Source organism: Streptomyces sp. NPDC005722 (assembly GCF_040630935.1).
GTDB lineage: Bacteria > Actinomycetota > Actinomycetes > Streptomycetales > Streptomycetaceae > Actinacidiphila.
The window spans coordinates 111,464-136,389 of sequence record NZ_JBEXYN010000001.1; the positions used below are offsets into that span (position 1 = coordinate 111,464).

The window sequence follows — 24,926 nt, forward strand, 5'->3', positions numbered from 1 at the left end:
GCCGAGGGGCCCGCCGGATCCGTCCGGCGGGCCCCGTACGGCCGTCCGCTCAGAGCCAGTTGCGGCGGGCGGCGTGCCACCCGAGCTGCATGCGGGTGGCGACGCCCGCGAGGTTCATCAGCCCCTGGACGCGCCGCTGGACGGTGCGCTTGCTCACGCGCAACTGCCCGGCGATCGCCTCGTCGGTCATGCCGGCGACCATCAGGGAGAGCAGGTGCCGGTCGTCGGCGACCGGCATCGCGGGATCCTCGGGTCCGGCGCCGCCGATCTGCCCCTCCTCGGTCACCCGCAGCGGCGCGCCGACCTCCCAGTAGTGCTGGAACAGGTCGATGAGCGCCTCCAGCAGGCTGCTCTCCCGCACCAGCGCCGTCCTGAGCTCCCGGGGACCGGCCGGCGTGCCGGTGGAGGACAACGGCAGGACGGCCAGCGACCGGTCGGCCACCGCCATCCGCAGGGGCAGCCGCGGCACCGCCCGGGCGACCTCGCCGGCGCGCACCCCCCTGACCACGTTGTCCACCGCGCCGGGGTCGTCGAAGTAGGCCTGCTCGTACAGGACCCGGTAGAGCACCCCGCGGCCCAGCGCCTCGTACTCCTCGCGGTTGCTCCCCGCGGGCATGGCCACGTGGTGGGCCTTGCAGAACCACAGCATCTCGTGGCGGACGCCGTCCTGGAGCTGCCGCAGACGCTGCCGCAGCGCGGCCGCGCCGCTGATCACCTCGATCGCCTCCCCCGCCCCCCAGGAACGCGCGCTGCGGCGGTAGGTCTCCACCAGCCCGAGCACGACCGCCCGGTCCTGCTCCAGGGCCTCCGCGTGGCGCTGCAGCCGCGGTACGAGGGCGACCTGCGGCGGGATCACCGCGAACGCGCCGGGGCTCTCCTCCACCGCGTACGCCAGTCCCTTGGCCTCCAGCGCGAGCAGCAGCCGCCCGACCGCCGGGGGGCCGAGGTCGGTGCGTCCCGAGATCTCCTCGGCGGACGCCGACTCGGCGACGAGCAGCAACCGGTACACCTCGGCCTCGGCGCCCGTGAGACCCACCGTCTCCAGCATGTCGTCCCTCTCCCCTCACCGTCCGGCGTTCGATTCCATCAGCACGAACGGCCGTGGACAACGTCCGTTGCCGCGGGCAACCGGGCCCCGTGGCAGGTGGCGGGCGGTGTGGGGCGCGGTGAGGATGCGGTGGGTCAGCGCCGCCGGGGTGGGCAAGGACGGGGTCATGCCGAACCCGTCAGACATCGATGATGCCTACGCGGTCCCCGCACAGTGTCCACCAGTCGTCCCGGTCCGAGGTGAGGACCAGAACGGGGGCCGGGGAGCGCAGGGCCAGCGCGGCGACGAGGGCGTCGATCGCGTACTTGTGCCCGTGGAGGCCGCCCGCGTCCAGCAGCAGGCTTACCGCGGTCATCGAGTCGGCTTGGCTGACCGGCTCGACCTGGAGCCGGGAGAGGACCCAGTTGAGCCGCGCGACATCCGTTTTGGCGTGGACGGCCTCGACCACGGTGAGGACGGAGACGAGGACCGGCACACCCGCCCGGCGGGATGCCTCGATGCGGGTGACCATCTGCCGGTCATTGCCGAGCAGGAGGGACAGCGCCTGGGAGTCGAGGACCAACGATCGCGCCGCCGGCTCCTTCACGCGGCGTTCTGTCCGTCTTTGCGGGACTGCTCTTCTTCGCCGAAGAGTTCACGATGCGCCGCCTCGACCTCCTGATCGGTGAGGGCGCCGTGCTCGGCCTCGTGGTCGGCGACGATCTCGGCCAACCCGTCCATGGCGAGCTGGTGCCGGACCGCCTCGGTGATGTACGCGGATACGCCGCGTCGGCCGGCGCGCTCGCGCAATGCTCCGACCAGTTCCGAGGGCAAGGACACGGAGATGTTCTCGGTCGATCCGGTTCGGTTCGTCTTCACGGGACCAAGTGTACGACAAGAACTATTACAGTTCTGGGCGGCGGCCTCACCGTGCCATCCGCGTTGACGGAGCATCTACGGGCTCCGGCAGGGTGGCAGCGGAGTCGCGGACGTTCCCGTGGTCTCGCCCCGTGGCAGGCGGCGGGCGGTGTGGGGCCGTCCCGATCGCCCGGCTGCCGGGAAGAGCGGGGCGCGGCGAGGGTGCGGTGGGTCGGCGACGCCGGGATGGGCAAGGATGGGGTCATGCCGAACCGCCTCGCCGACGCGACGTCGCCGTACCTCCTCCAGCACGCCGACAACCCGGTGGACTGGTGGCCGTGGGGTCCTGAATCGTTCGAGGAGGCGAAACGGCGGAACGTACCCGTCCTGCTGTCGGTCGGCTACTCCTCGTGCCACTGGTGCCACGTCATGGCCCGCGAGTCCTTCGAGGACGAGGCGACCGCCGCGTACCTCAACGAGCACTTCGTGTCGGTGAAGGTCGACCGCGAGGAACGCCCCGACGTCGACGCGGTCTACATGGAGGCCGTGCAGGCCGCGACCGGCCACGGCGGCTGGCCGATGACGGTCTTCCTCACGCCGCGGGGCGAGCCGTTCTACTTCGGCACCTACTTCCCGCCCGACCCCCGGCACGGCATGCCCTCCTTCCGCCAGGTGCTGGAGGGCGTCGAGGCGGCCTGGCGCGAGCGGCGCGACGAGGTCGGGTCGGTCGCGGCGAGCATCGTCAAGGACCTGGGCGGACGCTCGCTCGCCCTCGGCGGGACGGCCGCCCCGGGGGAGGAGCAGCTCGCGGCGGCGCTGCTGGGGCTGACCCGGGAGTACGACGCCAAGCACGGGGGGTTCGGCGGGGCGCCCAAGTTCCCGCCGTCGATGGCCCTGGAGTTCCTGCTGCGGCACCACGCCCGCACCGGTTCCGAGGGCGCGCTCCAGATGGTGCGGGACACCTGCGAGGCGATGGCCCGCGGCGGCATCTACGACCAGCTCGGCGGCGGCTTCGCGCGCTACTCCGTGGACCGCGAGTGGGTCGTGCCGCACTTCGAGAAGATGCTCTACGACAACGCGCTGCTCTGCCGGGTCTACGCCCACCTGTGGCGGGCCACCGGCTCCGGCCTGGCGCGCCGGGTCGCCCTGGAGACCGCCGACTTCCTCGTCCGCGAACTGCGCACCCCCGAGGGCGGGTTCGCCTCCGCGCTCGACGCCGACAGCGACAAGCCGGACGGCGGCCACGGCGAGGGCGCGTTCTACGTATGGACGCCCGCGGAGCTGGCGGAGGTCCTCGGCGAGGAGGACGCGGCGCTCGCCGCCGAGTACTTCGGGGTGACCGGGGACGGCACCTTCGAGGAGGGCGCGTCGGTGCTGCAGCTCCCGGCCGACGGGGGCTTCGCGGACGCCGAACGGATCGCCTCGGTACGCGGGCGGCTGTTCACCGCCCGCGAGGGCCGGCCCCGCCCCGGCCGCGACGACAAGGTCGTCGCCGCCTGGAACGGGCTGGCGATCGCCGCGCTGGCCGAGACCGGGGCGTACTTCGAACGGCCGGACCTCGTCGCGGCCGCCGTCGAGGCCGCGGACCTGCTGGTGCGGGTCCACATGGACGAGCACGGCCGGCTCGCCCGTACCTCGCGGGCCGGCACGGTGGGCGCCAACGTCGGCGTGCTGGAGGACTACGCCGACGTCGCGGAGGGCTTCCTCACGCTCGGCGGGGTGACCGGCGAGGGCGTGTGGCTGGACCTCGCGGGGCTCCTGCTGGACTCCGTGCTGCGGCACTTCACCGGTGAGGACGGCACGCTCTTCGACACCGCCGACGACGCCGAGACGCTGATCCGCCGCCCGCAGGACCCCACGGACAACGCCGCCCCCTCGGGCTGGACGGCCACGGCCGGCGCGCTGCTGTCGTACGCCGCGTACACCGGTTCGTCGCGCCACCGCGAGGCCGCCGAGCGGGCACTGGGCGTCGTGGGCGCCCTCGGCGGCCGGGTGCCGCGGTTCATCGGCTGGGGGCTGGCGGTCGCCGAGGCGGCGCTCGACGGCCCCCGCGAGGTCGCCGTGGTCGGCCCTGCGGGCGACCCCGGCACGGCCGCACTGCACCGCACCGCGCTGCTGGGCACCGCTCCCGGCGCGGTGGTCGCCGTGGGGGAGCCCGGATCCGCCGAGTACGCCCTCCTCGACGGCCGCCCGCTGCTCGACGGCCGCCCCGCGGCCTACGTCTGCCGCCACTTCGTCTGCGCGGCCCCGACCGCGGACCCGCAGGCCCTCGCGGAGCAACTGGGCGGCCACTGAGGGCCGTTCCGGCCCGTCCGCGCCGACGCGGACGGCCGCACCCCGTCGTGCGGGGCGGTGTCATCCGGCCCCGGGGAAGGCGGCGTGGCGCGCCGGCGCGCCACCCACCGCCGGCGCCGGGGCGCACATCACGCGGCCGCAGCGGTCCAGGGCCGGGCCGGCGCCCCCACGGGGTGTCGGGCTCGGTCCGGGCGGTGACGGTGCGTGCTCGGCGCCCGGGTGCGTCCGGCGCGCTCGCGAACGGTCCGGAGGACGCCGCACGCCAACCGGGCGCCGGGTCCACCTGGGCGCGGCGGGGACGAGGGGGTGGGCCGCCGCTGAGCCGGCCTAGCGGCCGAGGTGGGCCGCGAGCAGTTCCAGCGCGCGGTCCAGGACGGCGTCGAGGTCGGCGGCGCCGTCCGAGTCGAGCCAGTGGAGGACGGCCTCGGACCAGGCCCCGACCAGCGCCCCGACGACGACCCGGATCTCGAAGTCGTCCTCGGGGCGCCCGAGGCGCTCGGCGGTGACGGCGGCCAGCAGCCGGCCCGACTCCTGGATGTTCTCGCCCACGCGGGCGCGGACGGCGGGCACCGAGCACACCAGGCGCAGCCTTTGCCGCGTCTCCTCGTACGCGCCCTCGTCGGCGGGCCTGCCGCGCAGCGGCCCCGGCAGCGCGTGCCGCAGCGACGTGACGAGGGATTCCCCGGGCGGGCGGGCACGCAGTTCGGCCACCGTGACGGGGCCGTACGCGTCGCAGAGGACGATGTCCTCCTTGGTGGGGAAGTACCGGAAGACCGTGCTGGCCGACACCTCGGCCGCGTCCGCGATCTGCTCGACGGTGGTGCCGTCGTACCCCTGCGCCTCGAAGAGCCGGTAGGCGGCGCGGCGGATGGAGCGCCGGGTCCGGATCTTCTTGCGCTCGCGCAGGCCCGGTGCGGTCGGTACGGTCACGCCGTCATTGTCGTATATCGACGGCGGGCGGGGCCCCCGCGGAACCCGGGGCGGCCGCACGGGGGCGGTCCGGGAGCCGCTGTCGGATGACAGCGGCTGTCAACGGGGACCGGCCGTCACCCCGGGTCCGCGCGCGGGCCCCGCGGACGGGCTACGCGTGGTTGTAGGCCACCAGCGAGATCCCGACGTAGTGGACGATGAACGCGGCCAGCGTGAACGAGTGGAAGACCTCGTGGAAGCCGAAGAAGCGCGGCGAGGGGTTGGGCCGCTTGGTGCCGTAGACGACGGCTCCGATGCTGTAGAGCAGGCCGCCCACGACGATCAGGACGAGCACGGCGATGCCGCCGTGCTGCAGGAAGTCGGGCAGGAAGAAGACCGCCGCCCAGCCGAGCGCGATGTAGCAGGGCGTGTAGAGCCAGCGCGGCGCGCCCACCCAGAAGACCCGGAACGCGATGCCGGCGAGGGCGCCGGCCCACACCAGCCAGAGCAGGATCTCCTGCTTGCCGTCCGGCAGCAGCAGGAGCGTGAAGGGCGTGTAGGTCCCCGCGATGATCAGGAAGATGTTCGCGTGGTCCAGCCGGCGCAGCACCGCCGAGGCCCGGGGGCCCCAGTCGCCGCGGTGGTAGAGCGCGCTCACGCCGAAGAGCGCGCAGGCCGTGAGGGTGAACACCGCACAGGCGATCCGCCCGCGGGTGCTCTCGGCGAAGGCGGTCAGGACCACCCCGGCGACGAGGACGGCCGGGAACATCCCGGCGTGGAGCCACCCCCTCAGCTTGGGCTTCAAGGGGGCGGCGGCGGATGCGAGTTCTTCAAGGGCGGCGGGCACAACGGGAGTCTCGTCCACGGAGCTCATGAAATCAATGCTACCTACGGTTGCGTAGGTTACCGATCCGTAGTAGGCGGTGTCGCCGGGCGTTGGGAGTGGCGATGCTCACCCCACGCGCCCTGGACAGATCGCGTTTCCTGTCCTGATACTCATATGAGTGCGGACGGCACCGGATGAGCATCCCACGACAGCAGCGTCCGGGTCGCAGCCCCCAAGGGGCCGACAACAACACCCTCGGAATCTGACGCCAGGTGAGTGCACACCGGGCGGAACGGAGCGATCGTGGCGCGCGTCAATGCGGCTCCCACCAATCACCAGGACCTGATCGCATGGGTCGGCGAGATCGCCGAGCTGACCCAGCCGGACGAGATCGTGTGGTGCGACGGCTCCGAGGAGGAGTACCAGCGCCTCGCGGACGGGCTCGTCTCGAAGGGCACCTTCAAGAAGCTCGACCCGATCAAGCGGCCCAACTCGTACTACGCCGCCTCCGACCCGACCGACGTCGCTCGTGTCGAGGACCGCACCTTCATCTGCTCCGAGGAGGAGCAGGACGCCGGCCCCACCAACCACTGGAAGGCCCCCGCCGAGATGCGGGAGATCTTCAGCGGTGAGAAGGGGCTGTTCCGCGGCGCCATGCGGGGCCGCACCCTGTACGTCGTCCCGTTCTGCATGGGCCCGCTCGGCTCCGAGCTGTCCGCGATCGGCGTGGAGATCACCGACTCCGCGTACGTCGCCACCGCCATGCGGACCATGACGCGCATGGGCCAGGACGTGCTCGACGAGCTCGGCGAGGACGGCTTCTTCGTCAAGGCCGTGCACTCCGTCGGCGCGCCGCTGGAGCCCGGCCAGGAGGACGTCCCGTGGCCGTGCAACTCCACCAAGTACATCTCGCACTTCCCCGAGAGCCGTGAGATCTGGTCCTACGGCTCCGGCTACGGCGGCAACGCCCTGCTCGGCAAGAAGTGCTACGCGCTGCGCATAGCCTCGGTCATGGCCCGCGACGAGGGCTGGCTGGCCGAGCACATGCTCGTCCTGAAGCTCACCCCGCCGCGCGGCGAGGCCAAGTATGTCGCCGCCGCCTTCCCGAGCGCCTGCGGCAAGACCAACCTCGCCATGCTGGAGCCGACCATCCCCGGCTGGACCGTGGAGACCATCGGCGACGACATCGCCTGGATGCGCTTCGGCGAGGACGGCCGCCTGTACGCGATCAACCCCGAGGCGGGCTTCTTCGGCGTCGCGCCGGGCACCGGCGAGCACACCAACGCCAACGCCATGAAGACCCTGTGGGGCAACTCGGTCTTCACCAACGTGGCCCTCACCGACGACAACGACGTCTGGTGGGAGGGCATGACCGAGGAGCTGCCGGCCCACCTCACGGACTGGAAGGGCAACTCCTGGACGCCCGGGTCCGGGACCCCGGCCGCCCATCCCAACGCCCGCTTCACCGTCCCCGCCGCGCAGTGCCCGACCATCGCGCCGGAGTGGGAGGACCCGAAGGGCGTGCCGATCTCGGCCATCCTCTTCGGCGGCCGCCGCGCCTCGGCCGTGCCGCTGGTGACCGAGTCCTTCGACTGGCAGCACGGTGTCTTCCTCGGCGCCAACGTCGCCTCCGAGAAGACCGCCGCCGCCGAGGGCAAGGTCGGCGAGCTGCGCCGCGACCCCTTCGCGATGCTGCCGTTCTGCGGCTACAACATGGGCGACTACTTCGGCCACTGGGTCGAGCTCGGCCAGAAGCACGACGCCGACAAGCTGCCGAAGATCTACTACGTGAACTGGTTCCGCAAGGACGCGGACGGCCGGTTCGTGTGGCCGGGCTTCGGCGAGAACAGCCGGGTGCTGAAGTGGATCGTCGAGCGCCTGAACGGTCAGGCCGAGGGCGTGCGGACCCCGATCGGCGTGCTGCCGGCCGAGGGCTCCCTGGACACCGCCGGTCTGGACATCTCCCAGGAGGACCTCGACCTGCTGCTCTCGGTCGACGTCGAGACCTGGCGGCACGAGGCCTCCCTGATCCCCTCCCACCTGGAGACCTTCGGCGACCACACGCCCAAGGAGCTGTGGGACGAGTACCGCTCCCTGGTCGAGCGCCTCGGCTAGACCGCGAGAGGGCCGGGACCGGAGGTCACGACCTCCGGTCCCGGCCCCCGGGCGCGGCTCCGTACTAGGCGGCTGCGGTGTGGACCGCGATGTGGCGCTCGGCGAGCGCCACGGCCTCCGCGTTCTGACGTGACTCGGCGACCACCAGGGCCCGGCCGGCGAGCGCGCGCGCCCTCCGGTGCAGGGCCGCCACGCGGGCCGCCTCCGCGTGGCCCCGTCCGGCCGGAGCCGGGGAGATCCGCAGCGGGGGACGCCCGTGGTGCAGGCCCGCCACGGCCTCGGCGAGCTGCTCCGCGGCACGGTCGAGCTCGGGACAGGGCTCCAGCGCCCGCAGCTCGTCGGTGACGGTCAGCAGGGCGGCGAGGTGTCCGGCGAGCTGGAGGTCCAGCTCCTCGTCACGACTGCGTCGCGGAAGGGTGGGCGCCACCGCCGTATGGACCGATTTGGTGCGGATCGGTTCGTACATGGATGCACTCCTCCTGCAAACAGGAGTACATCCTACCTTGGACTCAGTCTAAGGAGGGAGTGTTTCGACGTATCGGCCGCACAGGCCGCGGGTCACGGCTGCCCGTAGCCGTCCAGGAAGCGCGCGATCCGGCCCACCGCGTCCGCCAGATCCTCCTTCGCCGGCAGCGTGACCAGGCGGAAGTGGTCCGGCTCCGGCCAGTTGAAGCCGGTGCCCTGCACCACCAGGATCCGTTCGGCCCGCAGCAGGTCCAGCACCATCTGCTGGTCGTCCTTGACCTTGTAGACCTTCGGGTCCAGCCGCGGGAACGCGTACAGCGCGCCCTTCGGCCGTACGCAGGTGACCCCGGGGATCTGCGTCAGCAGCTCGTACGCCACGTCCCGCTGCTCGGCCAGCCGGCCGCCCGGCAGCACCAGGTCCTTGATCGACTGGCGGCCGCCCAGTGCCGTGGCCACCGCGTGCTGGGCCGGCACGTTGGCGCACAGGCGCATGTTCGCCAGGATGGTCAGGCCCTCGAGGTAGCTGGTCGCGTGCTCCTTCGGGCCGCACACCGCGAGCCAGCCGCTGCGGTAGCCCGCCACCCGGTACGCCTTGGACAGACCGTTGAAGGTGAGCGTCAGCAGGTCGGGGGCGATCGCCGCGGTCGGGGTGTGGGTCACGTCGTCGTAGAGGATCTTGTCGTAGATCTCGTCCGAGCAGACGATCAGGTTGTGCCGGCGGGCGATGTCGGTCAGCTGCCGCAGCAGCTCGTCGTCGTAGACCGCGCCCGTCGGGTTGTTCGGGTTGATGATCACCAGCGCCTTGGTGCGGTCGGTGATCTTGCGCTCGATGTCGGCGAGGTCGGGGAACCAGTCCGCCTGCTCGTCGCAGCGGTAGTGGACCGGGGTGCCGCCCGACAGCGAGACCGCAGCCGTCCACAGCGGGTAGTCGGGCGCCGGGATCAGCACCTCGTCGCCGTCGTCCAGCAGCGCCTGCATCGACATCTGGATCAGCTCGGAGACGCCGTTGCCGAGGTAGACGTCCTCGACGTCCAGCTCGATGCCCTTGGTCTGGTAGTGCTGCATGACCGCGCGCCGCGCCGGGAGGATGCCCTTGGAGTCCCCGTAGCCGTGCGCACCGCCGAGGGAGCGCAGCATGTCCTCCAGGATCTCCGGGGGGCACTCGAAGCCGAAGGCGGCGGGGTTGCCGGTGTTCAGCTTCAGGATGCGGTGACCTGCCGCCTCCAGCCGCATGGCCTCCTCCAGCACGGGGCCGCGGATGTCGTAGCAGACGTTGGAGAGCTTCGTGGACTGGATCACCTGCATGCCCGTGAGCTTACGGCCACGTACCCCGGACCGCCCCGTGTTCTTGGCCACGTATGCGCCGAATGGTGACGTGCCGCTACCTTCCCGGCGCCCGCTCGTTGCGCACCGAGCGTCCCGCCAGGACGTCCGTCCGGCGGCCGTCCTCGATGACGAACTGCCCGTCGACGAGGACGTACGGGATGCCCGTGGGCGGGGTGCGCGGGGCTTCGAACGTCGCGCCCGCGGCCACCGTCCCCGGGTCGAAGAGCACCAGGTCGGCGCGGTGGCCCTCGCGGACCAGGCCGCGGTCGGACAGGCCCAGCCGGGCCGCGGGCCGTCCGGTCAGGTGCGCGACGCACTCCTCCAGGCCGAGCACGCCGAGCTCGCGCACGTAGCGGCCCAGGTAGTGCGGGAAGGTGCCGTACGCCCGGGGGTGCGGCTTGTCGCCCACCAGCAGGCCGTCGCTGCCGCCGGTGTGGACCCGGTGCCGCATGATCGCCCGGACGTTCTCCTCGTGGCCCACGTGCTGCAGGATCGTCGTGCCCAGGCGGTCCTCCAGCAGCAGGCGGCGCGCCGTGGCGAAGTCCGGGACCCGGCGGCCCACATGGCCCGCGAGGGAGGGCTCGCGCACCCCGGACACCTCCAGCGTCCGCCACTCCACGGGCACCCCGTGGCAGCCGTCCGAGCCCTTCACCTCCATGGCGTGCCGGATGCGCTCCGCCTGCACGTCGTCCCGGAGCCGGGCGAGCGTCGCCTCCGGGCCGCCCTCCGTCGCCCAGCTCGGCAGGGTCGCCGCGAGCGTGGTGCAGCCCGGCAGGTACGGATACGTGTCGAGGGTGATGTCCGCCCCCGCCGCCAGCGCCTCGTCCAGCAGCGCCAGCAGCTCCGGAGCGCGGCCCTCGTTCACCCCGAAGTTCATCGTCGCGTGCGCCAGGTGCAGGGCGCAGCCGGCCTCGCGGGTCACCGCGATCATCTCCGCGTACGCCTCCAGCGCGCCCGCGCCGTAACTGCGGTGGTGCGGGCAGTAGTAGCCCCCGTGGGCCGCCACGACCCTGCACAGCTCGGTGAGTTCGGCGCCCGAGGCGTACATCCCCGGGGTGTACGTCAGCCCCGACGACATCCCCACGGCGCCCTGCGCCAGGCCCTCGGCGACCAGCTCCCGCATCCGGTCCAGCTCCACCGGGGTCGCCGGGCGGTCCTCCCACCCCACGGCCAGCATCCGCACGGTGCCCTGCGGGACCAGGTACGCGGCGTTCACGGCGATGCCCCGGTCCAGCCGGTCCAGGTACTCGCCGACGCTGCGCCAGTCGTACTCCAGGCCCTCGGGGTCGCCGTTCCACCCCGCGAGCTGGCTGCGCAGGCCGGCGAGTGTGGCGTCGTCCACGGGGGCGTACGACAGGCCGTCCTGGCCCAGCACCTCCAGGGTCACGCCCTGCGCCGCCTTCGCCTCGTGCGCGGGGTCCGTGAGCAGGGCGAGGTCGCTGTGGGCGTGCATGTCGATGAAGCCGGGGGCGAGCACGAGGCCCCGCGCGTCGAGCGTCCGTTGTGCGTCGCGCACCGTCCCGATCTCCGTGATGCGACCGTCCTCGATGCGGACGTCCGCCCGGTACGCCGGGGTGCCCCCGGTCCCGTCCGCGACGCTCGCGCCCCGAATCGCCAACTCCATGAGGGCGTCTCCTTTGTGCCGGTTGTGTTTGTGTTGCGGCCCGTTGCTTGTGTGCGGTGCCGTTGCGCCTGCGGTCGGCTGCGCCGGGCTGCCCTGTTGTTGTGTGCGGGTGCGTCGTGGTTGTTGTTGGGGGCTTTTCCCGCCCTCCCGCCCGATTGCCCGGCGCGGTTGGTGCGGGTCTCGCACGTTGTTGTGGGGGTCGGCGCCGCGCCGGCGCACGTCCTCAACGCTCGCGGTTTACGCCAACGTCATTCGGCGCCGGGTCCGCCGCTCGTCGTTTCCGGGCGCACCCCGACACACCCCCTCCCGTCGTATGGGCGCACAACGGCCGGTGGAGGGTCAGAAGGCAATCCGGGGCGCCCCGCACCGCTCGCTGACCCCGCGGCCCCGTGGTTCAGGCCCGCATCATTCGGCACCGGGTCTGCCACCCGCCTCCCCCCAGCCTTCGGCCAGAGGGGAGCACGCCGCCACACCCCCTTCCCGTTGTGCGGGTGCAGGGTGTCCCGTTGGGGGTGCGTGGGGCAGGTGCGGTGCTCCGGACCGCCTTCGTGCCCCCCACCGGCCGTTGGTCGCCATGGATACGGAGGGGGTGGGGTCGTAGGGGTGGGCGTTCTGGACGCTGACGTGTATTTGATGTGCGGCAGAGACGGCACCGACGAGTGCTGCCCGTCATGCACATAAATATGCGGTACAGAATGCCCACCCCGGAGGCCCCGCCCCCGGCCCACCAACCCACAGCGCGCAGCCCGCACCAATCGCGCCGGGCAATCGGGCGGGAGGGTGGGGGAGAAACCCAACAACAACCACAACGGCGCCGCACACAACAACCGACCGGGGTCAGAAGAACGTGCGGACGAAGTCAGTGACGACCCCACCCGCGTCCACGACAGGGATGAGCTGCCACTTGTCGAACGCCGTGCACGGATGCGACACCCCCAGCCCCACCCAGTCGCCGACCGCCAGGTCCCGCGCCCCGGGGGCGACGTCCACGAACGCGTGCTGGTCGGCGAGCTTCGTGACCGTCAGCCCGGCCGCCGGGACGGCGGAACCGTCGGCGCGTCGCACGACCTGCGGCACCGGGAGGTCGAGGTCGTACGGTGCGTCGCGCTTGCCCGCGTTGACGAGGGCGAGCCCCGGCTCGGGCCGGGAGAGCACCTGGGTCCACAAGCGGAACGCCGGTTCGAGCGACCCCTGCGCGGGGATGCGCTCGCGGAACGGCGTCAGATCCCGGTAGTGGACGTCGTCGTGGGTGACGTACGCCCCGGACCGCAGGAGCCGCACCACCGGCAGGGAGAGTTCCCCGAGCGTCCCGAACGCGTCCGCCACCGCGTCGAACCACTCGCTGCCGCCCGCGCTCACCACGATCTCCCCGGCCCCGGCGAACCTCCCGGCCGCGTCGAACGCGCGGGCCAGCGCGACGAGTCCGGCGAGCCACCCGCGTGGGTCCGGCGCCGCCGCCTCGTAGCCCGCGACGCCGACGAGCCGCAGGTGGCGGGCCGCGGCGACCGCGTCGGCGACGCGCGCCGCCTCCGCCGTGCCGCGCACGCCCGTGCGGCCCCCCTCGGCGCCGAGTTCGACGACGACGTCCACGACCTCCGTCAGGGCCGCGTCCATCAGCTCCACCCCGCGCACGGAGTCCACGTAGCAGACGAAGCGGAAGTCCGGGGCGCCCGCGAGTTCGGCGGACAGCCAGCGCAGTGCGGCCGCGTCGACGAGTTCGTTGGCGAGGAAGACGCGCCGGACGCCGAACGCCCGGTAGACCCGGACCTGGTGCGGGGTGGCCGCGGTGATGCCCCACGCGCCGTGCTCGAGCTGGCGGGCGAAGAGCTGCGGGGCCATGGAGGTCTTGCCGTGCGGCGCGAAGGCGAGGCCGTGCCGGCCGGCCCAGCCGGCGAGCTGGGTGAGGTTGTGCTCCAGGGCGGGCTCGGAGAGCGTGAGCAGCGGGGTGGTGAATCCGCCGTCGAAGACGGTGCGGTGCTGGGCGGCGAGTTCGCCGACGGTCAGCCCGTCCGCGTCCGGCGGGAGCCCCTTGAAGCGGTGGTCCACCCGCTCCTGGTGCAGCTCGTCGATGCCCGTGACCTGGTCCATCCCGCCTCCGTCCACGGCCCGTTGCAATATGTGCAACGGTCGTTGCGTGCTGTGTTTCCCGCTGTCTAACATCCCGGCCAGCACCGGGTCAACGGTGCGCGGAGAGGAGCGGACGTGACCGGGACCGTGGCCGTGGACGTCGTGTGCGTGGGCGAGTCCATGGTCGCCTTCGTGCCCTCCGTCCCGGGGCGGCGCCTCGCCGACGCGGCCGCCTTCGACCGCGGGGCGGGCGGCGCGGAGTCCAACGTGGCCTGCGCGCTGGCCCGGCTGGGACATGCCGTCCGCTGGATCAGCCGGGTGGGCGCCGACCCGTTCGGGGACCACCTGGTGGCGGCGATCGCCGCGGCCGGCGTCGACGTCTCGGGGGTGCGCCGCGACCCCGGCCGCCCCACCGGGGTCTACTTCCGCACCGGCGACGGCGAGGTCGCCTACTACCGGGCCGGGTCGGCCGCCACCGCCATGGGCCCGGGGAACGTCGCCCGCCGCGACGCCTGGGCCGGCCGGGTCCTGCACCTGTCCGGCATCACGCCCGCGCTCTCCGCGGGGTGCGCGGACCTCGTCCACGCGCTCACCGCCCAGGGCCCGGGCCGCCCGCTGGTCTCCTTCGACGTCAACCACCGCCCCGCCCTGTGGCGTTCGGCCGACCCGCGGCGGCTGGCCGGGCTCGCCGCGCGCTGCGACCTCGTCCTGGTCGGCGAGGACGAGGCGGGGACCGCGTGGGGCCTGCCGGACGCCGACGCGGTGCGCGAGGCGCTGCCGGGTCCCGCCGTCCTGGTCGTCAAACAGGGCGCGCGGGGGGCCACCGCGTACGAGGGCACGGCGGACGGGGTGTTCGTGCCCGCGCCGGACACACCCGTGGTCGACCTGGTCGGGGCCGGTGACGCCTTCGCCGCCGGCTTCCTGTCGGCGACGCTGCGCGCCCTCCCGCTGCGGGACCGGCTCGCCCGCGGCCACGCCCTGGCCGCCGCGGTGATCGGGGTGCGGGGCGACTCCCTCGCCGCCCTCGGCGACGAGGCATGGGGGAGACTGCGCGCATGAGCCAGACCGTGGACCGCGCGCTGCGCATCCTGCCCCTGCTCGCCGAGGGGCCCGCCAACCTCGAACAGGTCGCCGCCCGCCTGGACGTGCACAAGTCCACCGCGCTGCGCCTGCTGCGCACCCTGCACGAACACGGCATGGTCTACCGCCAGGACGACCAGCGCTACCGCCTCGGCACCCGGCTGTTCGCCCTCGCCCAGGAGGCGATGGAGAACCTGGACGTCCGCGGCATCGCCCACCCCCACCTCGCCGCCCTGAACGAGCTGACCGGGCACACCGTCCACCTCGCGGTGTACGAGGAGGGCGAGGTGGTCTACATCGACAAGGTGGAGAGCCGCTACCCGGTGCGCATGTACTCGCGGATCGGCAGGCCCGTCGCCATCACCGTGGCCGCCGTGGCCAAGCTGCTCCTGGCCGACCTGCCCGAGGCGGAGCGCCGCGCGGTCGTGCAGACCCTGGAGTACCCGCGCTACACGGCCCGTTCCACCACCGACGCCGCCGCCCACCTCGCCGAACTCGCCCGGGTCCGCGAGCAGGGCTGGGCGAGCGACCTCGGCGGCCACGAGGAGTCCATCAACTGCGTCGCCGCGCCGATCCGCGGCGCCGACGGGCGCGTCGCGGCCGCCTGTTCCCTCTCCGCCCCCAATGTGGTCGTCAGCGCGGAGGAGTTGCTGCGACTGCGTCCACGGGTCCAGCGCACCGCGGAGGCGATCAGCCGCGAGTACTCCGGAAGACCGAGCGAAGGAACCACATGAGCGAGAAGACCGCGATCACCCCGGCCGGCCACACCACCCCGCCCGCCAGGTTCTCCCACGGCGTCCGCAAGGGCGGCATCCTGCAGGTCGCCGGTCAGGTCGGCTTCGGCCCCGCCGTACCGGGACAGGCACCGTCGCCCGTCGGGCCGGGGCTGCGGGAGCAGACCCTGCAGACCCTCGCCAACGTGCAGGCGGTGCTGGAGGCGGGCGGCTCCTCCTGGGAGGACGTCGTCATGATCCGGGTCTACCTCACCGACACCGCCCACTTCCCCGAGTTCAACGCCCTCTTCGACGAGTTCTTCGCCGGCCTGACGGGCGCCCCCGCCGCCCGTACGACGGTCTACGTCGGCCTGCCCGCCGGGCTGCTCGTCGAGATCGACGCGCTCGCCGTCCTGGACTGACCCCACCCGGTCCACCGCTTCCCCGCCCCACCCTCACCCGCACGCCGTCCCGTGGTCCCCCCATGCCCGAAACCCCCCGGGAGCCCTGAGTGAATCCGGAAACCGTCCCCCACACCGGCGGCCTCATAGCCCTGATCCCCGGCACCGCCGGGTTGCTGACCGTGGCCGTCCTCGGCATCGTCCTTCTGCTCCTGCTCATCATCAAGGCGCGGCTGCAGCCGTTCGTCGCCCTGCTCGCCGTCTCCGTGGCGGTGGCGCTCGCCGCGGGGCTGAGCGTCACCGAACTCTTCGGCACCGTCCAGCGGTCCACCGCCACCAGCCTCATCGAGACCGGCATGGGCGGCATCCTCGGCCATGTCGCGATCATCATCGGCCTCGGCACGATGCTCGGCGCGATCCTGGAGGTCTCCGGGGGCGCCGAGGCCCTCGCCGCCCGGCTGCTGGGCGCCTTCGGCGAGCGGCGCGCCCCGCTCGCGATGGGCCTGACCGGTCTGGTCTTCGGCATCCCGGTCTTCTTCGACGTCGGCATCTTCGTGCTGGCGCCGCTGGTGTACGCGGCCGCCAAGCGCGGCGGCCGCTCGATCCTGCTCTACTGCCTGCCGCTGCTGGCCGGGCTCTCCATGACGCACGCCTTCCTGCCGCCCCACCCCGGACCGGTCGCCGCGGCCGCCGTGTTCGGGGTGGACCTCGGCTGGGTCGTGCTCATGGGCGTGGTCTGCGGCGTCCCCGCGGTGCTGGCGGCGTGGGCGTACTCGGCGTGGATCGGGCGGCGCATCTTCGTCCCCGTGCCGCAGGACATGGCCGACGCGGTGGAGGAGGCCCGCGAGGCGGTGCGCGCCGAGGACGCGCCGTCGCAGGAACCGGTGTCGGTGCGGATCGTGCTGGCGATCATCGGCACGCCCCTGGTGCTGATCCTGCTGGCCACCTTCTCCTCCGTCACGATGGAGGAGGGCACGGCCCGTTCGCTGCTCGCCTTCTTCGGGCACCCCTTCGTGGCGCTGACCATCGCCCTGCTCCTCGCGTACTGGCTGCTGGGCATCCGGCGCGGCTGGAGCCGGCGGAGCCTGGAGACGGTCTCCACCGCCTCGCTCAAGCCGATCGGCAACATCCTGCTGGTGGTGGGCGCGGGCGGGGTCTTCGGCGCGGTGCTCAAGGCGAGCGGCATCGCCGACGCGCTGGCGGGGGCCTTCGGCGACGCGGGGCTGCCGGTGATCCTGCTGGCCTGGCTGCTGAGCGTGGCGCTGCGGGTGGCGCAGGGCTCGGCGACGGTCGCGATCGTCACCACCGCGGGCATCGTCCAGCCCGTGCTGGCCTCCGGCCACGCGTCCCAGGCGCACCTGGCGCTGGTCATCGTCGCGATCTCGGCCGGTTCGATCTTCGCCTCGCACGTCAACGACGGCGGCTTCTGGATGGTGGCCAAGTACTTCGGCATCAGCGAGCGCGACACCCTGCGCACGTGGACGGTGCTGGAGTCCGTCCTGTCGGTGGCCGGCTTCGCGGTGGCCGGGGCGCTGAGCGTGGTCGTCTAGGACGCCATGACGTGTGGCCGCGGACACCGCGCCCCCGGGGGACGGGACCTCTCCCGGGGGCGCGGTGCGTTCGGTGACGGACCCGCCGGTTACGGCAGCCCGTGCACGTGCGGGCCCACGGTGCCGGAGAAGGCGTTGCCGTTCGTCGCGTCCCAGTTGGTGGACCAGGTCATCGCGCCGCGCAGCCCCGGCCAGGTGGTCGGGGGCTTGAAGGAGCCGCAGTTGGTGCCCTTGGTGAGGCAGTCCAGGGCGTTGTTGACGACGGCCGGCGACACGTAGCCGCCGCCCGCCGCCCGGGTGGAGGCCGGCAGGCCGAGGCCGACCTGGGAGGGGGCGAGACCGCTCTGCAGCTGGATGCAGGCCAGCGCGGTGATGAAGTCGACCGTGCCCTGCGCGTACACCTTGCCGTCGCAGCCGTTCATCGTGCCGCTGTTGTAGTACTGGGTGTTGACGACGGTCAGGATGTCCTTGATGTCGAGCGCGGTCTTGAAGTAGCCGAAGGACGTCGACTGCATGTCGATGGTCTGCGGGGCCATGGTGATGACCAGACCCGAGCCGGCCTTGGCCGACAGGGAGCGCAGCGCTTGCGTCATGTAGGTCGCGTTGATCCCGTTCTCCAGGTCGATGTCGACGCCGTCGAAGCCGTAGGTCTGCATCAGGGAGAAGACGCTGACCGCGAAGTTGTTCGCCGAGGCGGAGTCGCTGACGCTGATCGTGCCGTTCTGCCCGCCGACGGAGACGACGACCTTCTTGCCGGCCGCCTTCTTGGCCGCGATGTCGGCCTTGAACTGGTTGACCGGGTAGTTGAGCGCCGGGTCGAGCGTGAAGGAGACCGCGCCGGGTGTGCTCGTGGCGTCGGCGAAGCTGACGGCGATGATGTCGTACTGGGACGGGACCTGCGCGATGGTCTGCACCGTCGCCCCGTTGTTGAAGTTCTGCCAGTAGCCGGTCAGCACGTGCTTGGGCAGCGAGCCGCCACCGGTCGGCGTCGGGGTGGGCGTCGGCGTCGGCGTGGGGGTCGGCGTCGGGGTCGGGTCCGTCGGCGTGGGGGTCGGGGTGGGCGTCGCGGTGCCGGCCGCGCCCAGCAGGCTCACGTCGTCGGCGAGGAAGGCGGGCTGCGCGTACCAGCCGTGCACGTAGACCGTTACCGAGGTGGTGGCCGCGCCGGTGGTGAAGCCGGTGGAAAGCTGCTGGTAGGAGGACGCGGACGGGGTCCAGGTGGAGGCCTCGGCCATCCCGCTGCCGGTCGCGCCGAGGTAGACGTAGCTGCCCTGGACGAAGGCGCTCAGCCGGTACGTGGAGTTCGGCCGGACGCTGATCGTCTGCGAGCAGCGGGCGTTGTCCGAGGACGACGGGGCGGCCTGCAGGGCCTTGCCGCCGCCGTGCACCGGGCTGCCGACGGCGGTGCCGCTGGAGGCGGTGCAGGTCCAGCCGCTCAGGCCGGCCTCGAAACCGCCGTTGGTCACGAGTTCGGGGTCCGCGGCGCTTGCGCTGCCGGACGTGGCGACGAGTCCCGCCACCGCGAGGGCGGCGGCGCCGACGGCCGCCGCGGCTCTGAGGGCGGTGCGCCGAGGGCGTGCGTGTTCCACTACTGCCTCCTGGGGGCGAGGAGTTGGGCGGGTACGCGAGTGGCCACTCTTGTGTGGACGCAGTTTGGTCCAGACCAATCCTCGGGTCAATACCTCGGCCCGCGTGCGTAGTCCGGCGTCCCGCGGGTACCACCGACTTCATCAACTGTTCGGCGACTTTCCGCACTGCTCCGGCTACGCAGGGATAAGCTCTCCGGGCATGGGACTGGGCGGGAGTTCCGGGAGGTCGCGGGTGTCGAGCGTCATAGCGGTCACGGCGGACGATCTCGCGCTCCCGCTGGAGCAGCACGTGATGGGCACCGCCGCCGCCCTGGAGGCCCACGGCCACCTGGTCGTACTCGTCCCGCCGGAGCCCACCGATCCGCTGCGCCGCCGCGTCCACACCGTGCGCGCGGCCCTGGAGGCGGACCGGGTGGCGATCGTCCCGGTCGACCTGCCGCCGCTGGCCGCCCTGCTCCTGGCCGAGCAGCTGCGCCAGCTCGCCGCCACCGACCTCGGGCCCGGAGTGCTCGCCGGGGCGGCCCGGCTGCTCTCGCACTACCTCCACTCCGGCGCGCTGCTCGGCTCGGTGTCCCGGCTGGACCGGGTGGACGTGCCGGTCGGCGCCCACCTGAAGTCCCTCGTGCCCGGGCGTCACTTCGCCGTCCTCGCGCACCCCGAACCGCATCTGTCCGAGGCGCGGCCCGACGCCGTGCCGCCCGGGCCGGCATTCCTCACCCAGCTCGCCGTGGCGCACGGCCACGGCCTCGACGCCGGCTGGGTCACCGGGCCGCTGGCCCGCGCCTGGCGGAGCCAGCACGTGCGGGAGGTTCCGCTGCCGGTGGACTCCGCACGCTGGTGGGGCACCGGCCGGCTCGTCGAGTTCACCGCCTACATCGCCGACGTCGGCGTGCTGTACCAACTGGTCACCTCGGTCCGCCGGGACACCTGCGGCTGGTGCGGCCTGGCCGTCATCGGCGACCGCTGCCTGTTCTGCTCGGCCACGGTCGACGGGCAGCAGCGCGTCCGTCCCCTCGAGCGGCCGCGCCAGGTCGTGCACTCGGGCCCGCGCGCGCCCTCCCTGGCGCCCAGGGCGTCGCCCGCCCCGCAGGTATCCCCCCACCAGCACTCGGCACTTGAGCGATAGGGCCCCACCTCTATGAACTCACGTCAGCGTCGCGGCGTCGTCCTCCTCGTGGTCTCCGCGCTGTGCGCGCTCGCCGCCTTCGCCGGGGTCGTCACCGTCATCGGGGACGCCCGCTCCCAGGTCGGGCCGAAGGTGACCGCGTACCGGCTGGCCGCGGACGTGCCCGCCTACGAGGCGGTCGGCCGCGCCCAGTTGCAGGAGGTCCGGATACCCGAGCGCTGGCTGCCCGCCACCGCCGTCCGCGACCTCGGCCGGTTGGCCGGCAAGATAGCCGCCGTCCCGCTGCACCGCGGCTCCCTGCTGCAGACGGACATGGTCGCCGAACGGCCCGCGCTGCAGGCCGGGCAGATGGAGATCGCGATCATGATCGACGCGGAGACCGGGGTGGCCGGGAAGATCACCCCGGGTGCGCGGGTCAACATCTTCGCCACCTTCGCGCCCCGCGCGGACGACGACCCCGAGGTCTCGAAGATCATCGTCGCGGGCGCCCGGGTCATCGACGTCGGCGAGCTCAAGGCCTTCGACACCGGCAGCGACAACCGCCGCGTCAGCAGCCAGGGCGTCCCCATCACCTTCGCCCTCGGTGCCGCCGACGCCCAGCGGGTCGCCTTCGCCGAGTCCTTCGCCCGGCACGTGCGCCTCGCGCTCGTCGCCCCCGGCGACGCGACCGCCCCCTCCGAACGGGACCGCACCTACACCCTCGCCCGCGACGGAGCCGCCTCGTGACCGGCGTACGCATCCTGTCGGGCACCCCCGACCCCGACACCGCACGGGCCCTGACCGGGGTCCTCCACCAGCTGCCGGGCGCCGAACCCGGGCCCGCGCTCCCCGACTCCACCACCCTGCTCGACGTCCTCGCGCGCGCCGCCGAGACCGGGGTGGACGAACTGCCCGAGGTCGTCGTCGTCCACGACCGCATCACACCGGTGCCCGCGCTCGAGGTCGTCCGCGAGATCGCGCTGCGCTTCCCCGCGGTCGGCGTCATCCTGCTCACCGCCGACCCGAGCCCGGCCGTCCTGTCCGGCGCCATGGACGCCGGCGCGCGCGGCGTCGCCGGGGTGCCGCTGTCGTACGACGAACTCGGCGCCCGCGTGGAGGCGGCCGCCGCCTGGGCGGCCGGCGTACGGCGCCACCTCAGCCCCCAGCAGCCCGCGCTGCCCGCCGCGGCCGGGGGCCGGCTGGTCGCCGTCGCCGGGGCGAAGGGCGGGGTCGGCACCACCGTCGCCGCCGTCCAGCTCGCGCTCGCCGCGCAGGCCGCGGGGAAGTCCACCGCCCTGGTCGACCTCGACCTCCAGGGCGGCGACGTCGCCTCCTACCTCGACGTCCAGTTCCGCCGCTCCGTCGCCGACCTCGCGGACATCGCGGACGTGTCGACCCGCGTGCTGCAGGACGCCATGTACGTCCACGAGTCCGGGCCCGCGCTGCTGCTGGCACCCGGCGAGGGCGAACGCGGCGAGGAGGTCACCGACCGCGCCGCCCGGCACGTGCTGCACGCCCTGCGGCAGCGCTACGAGGTCGTGGTCGTCGACTGCGGCACCCAGATGACCGCCGCCAACGCGGTCGCCGTCGAGACCGCGGACACCGCGCTGCTGGTCACCACCCCCGACGTGGTCGCCGTGCGCGCCGCCAAGCGCATGGTGCGCATGTGGGACCGGCTGCAGATCCGCAAGCCCGAGGACGTGCTCGTCGCCGTCAACCGGCACACCCGCGGCAGCGAGATCCAGCCCTCGCTGATCGCCCGCATCACCGGCACCCGGATCGCGGGCGCCGTCGTCCCCGCCGCCTTCCGGGAACTCCAGGCGGTGGTGGACGCCGGACGGCTCCAGGACCTCGACAACCGCTCCAGCGTCAAGCAGGGACTGTGGACGCTCGCCGCCGAGATCGGCCTGACGGGCCCCGGGAACGCCGTGACGCCCCGCCGGGGCCGCCGCGGCCGCGGCGAACAGGGCCAGGTCGTCCTGGAGACGCTCGGCATGACGCCGCTGATCCTCCTGGTGCTCGTCCTGGTCTGGCAGGCGGTGCTCGCCGGGTACACCTTCACCCTCGCCGGCCACGCCGCCGACCGGGCCGCGCGTGCGGCGGCGGTCGGTGAGGACGCCCGCGCGGCCGCCGCCGACGACCTGCCGGGCGCCTGGCGGATCCAGGACTTCGGCACCGACGACGCCGACGGGATGGTCGGGGTCACCGTGGGCCTGCGCGTCCCCGTCCTCTTCCCCGGCGCGATCGACTTCCCGCTGACCGTCCACGGCCACGCCTCGGCCGTCGACGAAGAGGCGGTCGCCCCGTGACGGCCCGGACCCGCCGCCCCCGCGACCGCGGCAGCGCCTCCCTGGAGTTCCTGGGGATGCTGCCGATCCTGCTGCTGATCGCCCTCGCGGGCGTGCAACTGGGCCTGGCCGCCTACACCGCGGCCCAGGCCGGCACGGCCGCCCGCGCCGCCGCGCGCATGGCGGCGCTGCACGACCCCCCGGTGAGCGGCTCCGTCGCGGGCACGGAGGCGGTGAGCTCCTGGCTGCGCGACGGTACGCGGATCGGCACCACCGGCGACGCCGGCGACTCGGTGCGGGCGACGGCGACCGTGGAGATCCCGTCGGTGCTGCCGGGCCTGCGCCCCGGCTCCGTCACCCGGACCGCCACGATGCCCAGGGAGGACGACGAAGGGGCCGACGAATGAGCCTGCGCGACCGCATCGCCGCGAACGAGGACGCCGCCCCGCAGACGCAGGAGGGCCACCTCGTCGCGGTCTACCGGGCCAAGCTCCTCCAGGAGATCGACCTCGCCGAGATGTCCGCCCTCGCCGCCGCCGAGCGCCGGGTGCGCCTGGAACGCGTCCTCGGCCACATCATCAGCCGCGAGGGCCCGGTGCTCTCCACCAAGGAGCGCACCGGCATCATCCGCCGGGTCGTGGACGAGGCCCTGGGCCTGGGCATCCTCGAACCGCTGCTGGAGGACGCCTCCATCACCGAGATCATGGTCAACGGCCCGGACCGCATCTACATCGAGCGCGCCGGCCGCGTGGAGCCGGTCGCCGCCCGGTTCAGCAGCCCCGAGCAGCTGCTGCAGACCATCGAGCGGATCGTGTCGACCGTCAACCGCCGGGTGGACGAGTCGAATCCGATGGTGGACGCCCGCCTGCCCTCCGGCGAGCGCGTCAACGTCATCATCCCGCCGCTGTCCCTGACCGGCCCCGTCCTGACCATCCGCCGCTTCCCCCGCGCGTACGCCCTGCACGAACTGATCGGCCTCGGCACCCTCGACGAGCACATGCTGATGCTGCTCTCCGCGCTCGTACGGGCCAAGTTCAACATCATCGTCAGCGGCGGCACCGGCTCGGGGAAGACCACGCTGCTCAACGCGCTGTCCGGACTCATCCCCGACGGCGAGCGCATCATCACCGTCGAGGACGCCGCCGAACTCCAGCTCCAGCAGGAGCACGTCGTACGCCTGGAGAGCCGGCCGCCCAACGTCGAGGGACACGGCCGGATCACCATCCGCGACCTCGTGCGGAACTCGCTGCGCATGCGCCCCGACCGGATCATCGTCGGTGAGGTCCGCGGCGGCGAGACCCTCGACATGCTGCAGGCCATGTCGACCGGCCACGACGGCTCGCTGGCCACCGTGCACGCCAACTCCGCCGAGGACGCGGTGCTCAGACTGCAGACCCTGGCCTCGATGTCGGAGGTGAAGATCCCCTTCGAAGCGCTGCGCGACCAGATCAACAGCGCCGTCGACGTCATCGTCCAGCTGCGCCGCGACGTCGACGGCACCCGCCGGATCGCCGAGATCGCCGTGCTGTCCTCACGCGGCCGCGACACCTTCCGGCTGACCACCGCGACCCGCTTCCGCGCCGAGCCGATGGGATCCGACCGGATCGTGCGGGGCTGGTTCCACCACCAGCCCGTACCGCGGGAACTGGCCGAACGCTTCCACCTCGCGGGCGAGTCCGTGCCGGCGGCGTTCGGCATCGGCGAGAGCGAACTGGAGCTGTCCAGCAGGGAGGCGAAGTGAACACGCCCACGATGGCCCTGACCGTGCTCGGCGTGACCGGCCTCGCGCTGGTGCTGGCCGTCTGGGGCCTGCACGCCTGGAGCGGCGGCCGCGCCGACCGCGCCGCGCTCGTCGACCGGCTGGCCGACGTCCCGGCCGCCGAACGGCACGCCGTGCCCTTCGCCGGCCTGGACCGCAGGGTCCGGCGCACCGCCTGGGGCGGCCGGCTGGCCAGCCGGCTCGCCGCCACCGGCACCAGCCTGACGCCGGGACAGTTCACCGCGGCCGCCCTCGGGGTCGTCGCCGGTGCCTGGCTGGTCGCCGACGTCGTGCTGGCACCCTTCTTCGGCCCGATCGCCGGGCTCCTGGCGGCCTGGGCGGTCAGCTCCTTCCTCGGCTGGCGGCGCCGGGTGCGCACCGAGCGCTTCATCGCCCAGCTGCCCGAACTCGCCCGCGTCCTGGCCAACGCCACCCAGGCCGGGCTCGCCCTGCGCACCGCCGTCGGCATGGCGGCGGAGGAACTGGAGGCCCCGGCCGGCGAGGAACTGCGCAAGGTCGCCGACGCCATGACGCTCGGGCACTCCATCGAGGACGCCATGGCCGAACTGCAGGAACGGCTGCCCAGCCGGGAACTGGTGGTGCTGGTCACCACGCTCGTCCTGTCGTCCCGGGCCGGCGGCTCGGTCGTGGAGTCGCTGCGCAACCTCACGGTGACCCTGGAGGAGCGCAAGGAGACCCGGCGCGAGATCCGCACCCAGATGTCCCAGGTCACCGTCACCGCGTACGCCGTCCCCGTGATCGGGATCGGCTCGCTGCTGCTGCTCGACCGCATCATGCCGGGCTCGCTGGGCGCGATGACCGGCTCCGGCGCCGGGCGGATCGCCGTGCTCGTCGCCCTCGGCCTGTACGTCGTCGGCTTCGCGCTCATCCGCCGCATGTCGCGGATCGACGTGTGAGGGGGGTGGGGG

At 73.2% G+C, this 24,926-nt stretch carries 22 protein-coding genes; 12 read left to right on the top strand and 10 right to left on the bottom strand.

All coding sequences use genetic code 11. The features are described 5' to 3' along the window. Window positions 1-49: 49 nt before the first annotated feature. The 3 genes from ABZ479_RS00515 to ABZ479_RS00525 all read right to left on the bottom strand — a co-directional run bounded on the left by ABZ479_RS00515 (window position 50) and on the right by ABZ479_RS00525 (window position 1,906). Complete coding sequence (locus ABZ479_RS00515; protein ID WP_500459123.1) at window positions 50-1,048, bottom strand: helix-turn-helix domain-containing protein; 999 nt, start codon at window positions 1,046-1,048, stop codon at window positions 50-52. 178 nt (window positions 1,049-1,226) lie between these two features. Further along, window positions 1,227-1,634 (bottom strand): PIN domain-containing protein, encoded by a 408-nt coding sequence (locus ABZ479_RS00520; RefSeq protein WP_500459124.1) that lies wholly within the window; start codon window positions 1,632-1,634, stop codon window positions 1,227-1,229. Then, complete coding sequence (locus ABZ479_RS00525; RefSeq protein WP_500459125.1) at window positions 1,631-1,906, bottom strand: hypothetical protein; 276 nt, start codon at window positions 1,904-1,906, stop codon at window positions 1,631-1,633. Before ABZ479_RS00525 ends, ABZ479_RS00520 begins: the two co-directional genes overlap by 4 nt. A 243-nt stretch (window positions 1,907-2,149) precedes the next feature. Between ABZ479_RS00525 and ABZ479_RS00530 the strand changes: the two genes are divergently transcribed. Then, window positions 2,150-4,180: a thioredoxin domain-containing protein gene (locus ABZ479_RS00530; protein ID WP_500459126.1), complete on the top strand. Its 2,031-nt coding sequence runs from the start codon at window positions 2,150-2,152 to the stop codon at window positions 4,178-4,180. A gap of 327 nt (window positions 4,181-4,507) precedes the next feature. Here the strand turns inward: ABZ479_RS00530 and ABZ479_RS00535 are convergent, their stop codons facing one another. Both ABZ479_RS00535 and trhA read right to left on the bottom strand, forming a co-directional pair. Beyond that, window positions 4,508-5,110: an acyl-CoA-like ligand-binding transcription factor gene (locus ABZ479_RS00535; protein ID WP_500459127.1), complete on the bottom strand. Its 603-nt coding sequence runs from the start codon at window positions 5,108-5,110 to the stop codon at window positions 4,508-4,510. Between the two features lie 151 nt (window positions 5,111-5,261). Next, window positions 5,262-5,963, bottom strand: a complete 702-nt coding sequence (gene trhA, locus ABZ479_RS00540) for a PAQR family membrane homeostasis protein TrhA (RefSeq protein ID WP_499610151.1) — start codon at window positions 5,961-5,963, stop codon at window positions 5,262-5,264. Between the two features lie 255 nt (window positions 5,964-6,218). Here trhA and ABZ479_RS00545 point away from each other — a divergent pair, with 255 nt between their 5' ends. After that, window positions 6,219-8,030: a phosphoenolpyruvate carboxykinase (GTP) gene (locus tag ABZ479_RS00545; RefSeq protein ID WP_500459128.1), complete on the top strand. Its 1,812-nt coding sequence runs from the start codon at window positions 6,219-6,221 to the stop codon at window positions 8,028-8,030. Window positions 8,031-8,094: 64 nt separating this feature from the next. Here ABZ479_RS00545 and ABZ479_RS00550 read toward each other — a convergent pair whose 3' ends face one another. From ABZ479_RS00550 to ABZ479_RS00565, 4 genes are all read right to left on the bottom strand, one after another. Continuing rightward, on the bottom strand, window positions 8,095-8,496 hold the full coding sequence (locus tag ABZ479_RS00550; protein WP_500459129.1) for an SCO4983 family protein: 402 nt from the start codon (window positions 8,494-8,496) through the stop codon (window positions 8,095-8,097). Window positions 8,497-8,588: 92 nt separating this feature from the next. Next, window positions 8,589-9,800 carry a pyridoxal phosphate-dependent aminotransferase gene (locus ABZ479_RS00555; RefSeq protein WP_089224450.1) on the bottom strand — a complete coding sequence of 404 codons (1,212 nt, stop codon included), beginning with the start codon at window positions 9,798-9,800 and terminating at the stop codon, window positions 8,589-8,591. Between the two features lie 76 nt (window positions 9,801-9,876). Next, window positions 9,877-11,445 carry an N-acyl-D-amino-acid deacylase family protein gene (locus ABZ479_RS00560; protein WP_500459130.1) on the bottom strand — a complete coding sequence of 523 codons (1,569 nt, stop codon included), beginning with the start codon at window positions 11,443-11,445 and terminating at the stop codon, window positions 9,877-9,879. Window positions 11,446-12,282: 837 nt separating this feature from the next. Then, on the bottom strand, window positions 12,283-13,533 hold the full coding sequence (locus ABZ479_RS00565) for an alanine racemase (RefSeq protein WP_500459131.1): 1,251 nt from the start codon (window positions 13,531-13,533) through the stop codon (window positions 12,283-12,285). A 114-nt stretch (window positions 13,534-13,647) separates the two neighbouring features. On the opposite strand from ABZ479_RS00565, the gene ABZ479_RS00570 reads away from it, so the two are divergent. The 4 genes from ABZ479_RS00570 (at window position 13,648) to ABZ479_RS00585 (ending at window position 17,256) form a co-directional block, all read left to right on the top strand. After that, window positions 13,648-14,571, top strand: a complete 924-nt coding sequence (locus tag ABZ479_RS00570; protein WP_500459132.1) for a sugar kinase — start codon at window positions 13,648-13,650, stop codon at window positions 14,569-14,571. Continuing rightward, on the top strand, window positions 14,568-15,326 hold the full coding sequence (locus ABZ479_RS00575; protein ID WP_499610169.1) for an IclR family transcriptional regulator: 759 nt from the start codon (window positions 14,568-14,570) through the stop codon (window positions 15,324-15,326). Before ABZ479_RS00570 ends, ABZ479_RS00575 begins: the two co-directional genes overlap by 4 nt. Then, window positions 15,323-15,727, top strand: coding sequence for a RidA family protein (locus ABZ479_RS00580; protein WP_500459133.1), 405 nt, complete (start codon window positions 15,323-15,325; stop codon window positions 15,725-15,727). The genes ABZ479_RS00575 and ABZ479_RS00580 overlap by 4 nt, the downstream gene beginning before the upstream one ends. Before the next feature lie 89 nt (window positions 15,728-15,816). Then, entirely contained in the window at window positions 15,817-17,256 is a 1,440-nt protein-coding gene (locus tag ABZ479_RS00585) for a GntP family permease (protein WP_500459134.1), read from the top strand. An 89-nt stretch (window positions 17,257-17,345) separates the two neighbouring features. Here ABZ479_RS00585 and ABZ479_RS00590 read toward each other — a convergent pair whose 3' ends face one another. Next, the gene (locus tag ABZ479_RS00590; RefSeq protein WP_500459135.1) at window positions 17,346-18,845 is read right to left on the bottom strand and encodes a chitinase; all 1,500 of its coding nucleotides are present in this window, start codon (window positions 18,843-18,845) and stop codon (window positions 17,346-17,348) included. Between the two features lie 232 nt (window positions 18,846-19,077). On the opposite strand from ABZ479_RS00590, the gene ABZ479_RS00595 reads away from it, so the two are divergent. Genes ABZ479_RS00595 through ABZ479_RS00620 form a run of 6 tightly spaced genes read left to right on the top strand, consistent with a single transcriptional unit; the run spans window position 19,078 to window position 24,914 of the window. After that, entirely contained in the window at window positions 19,078-19,971 is an 894-nt protein-coding gene (locus ABZ479_RS00595) for a hypothetical protein (RefSeq protein WP_500459136.1), read from the top strand. Window positions 19,972-19,983: 12 nt separating this feature from the next. Further along, the gene (gene cpaB, locus ABZ479_RS00600) at window positions 19,984-20,697 is read left to right on the top strand and encodes a Flp pilus assembly protein CpaB (protein WP_500459137.1); all 714 of its coding nucleotides are present in this window, start codon (window positions 19,984-19,986) and stop codon (window positions 20,695-20,697) included. After that, entirely contained in the window at window positions 20,694-22,259 is a 1,566-nt protein-coding gene (locus tag ABZ479_RS00605) for a CpaE/TadZ family protein (RefSeq protein WP_500459138.1), read from the top strand. Before cpaB ends, ABZ479_RS00605 begins: the two co-directional genes overlap by 4 nt. Next, window positions 22,256-22,645, top strand: a complete 390-nt coding sequence (locus ABZ479_RS00610; protein WP_499610186.1) for a TadE/TadG family type IV pilus assembly protein — start codon at window positions 22,256-22,258, stop codon at window positions 22,643-22,645. Before ABZ479_RS00605 ends, ABZ479_RS00610 begins: the two co-directional genes overlap by 4 nt. Continuing rightward, entirely contained in the window at window positions 22,642-23,979 is a 1,338-nt protein-coding gene (locus ABZ479_RS00615) for a TadA family conjugal transfer-associated ATPase (RefSeq protein WP_499610187.1), read from the top strand. Before ABZ479_RS00610 ends, ABZ479_RS00615 begins: the two co-directional genes overlap by 4 nt. Continuing rightward, on the top strand, window positions 23,976-24,914 hold the full coding sequence (locus tag ABZ479_RS00620) for a type II secretion system F family protein (RefSeq protein ID WP_500459139.1): 939 nt from the start codon (window positions 23,976-23,978) through the stop codon (window positions 24,912-24,914). Before ABZ479_RS00615 ends, ABZ479_RS00620 begins: the two co-directional genes overlap by 4 nt. Window positions 24,915-24,926 lie beyond the last annotated feature (12 nt).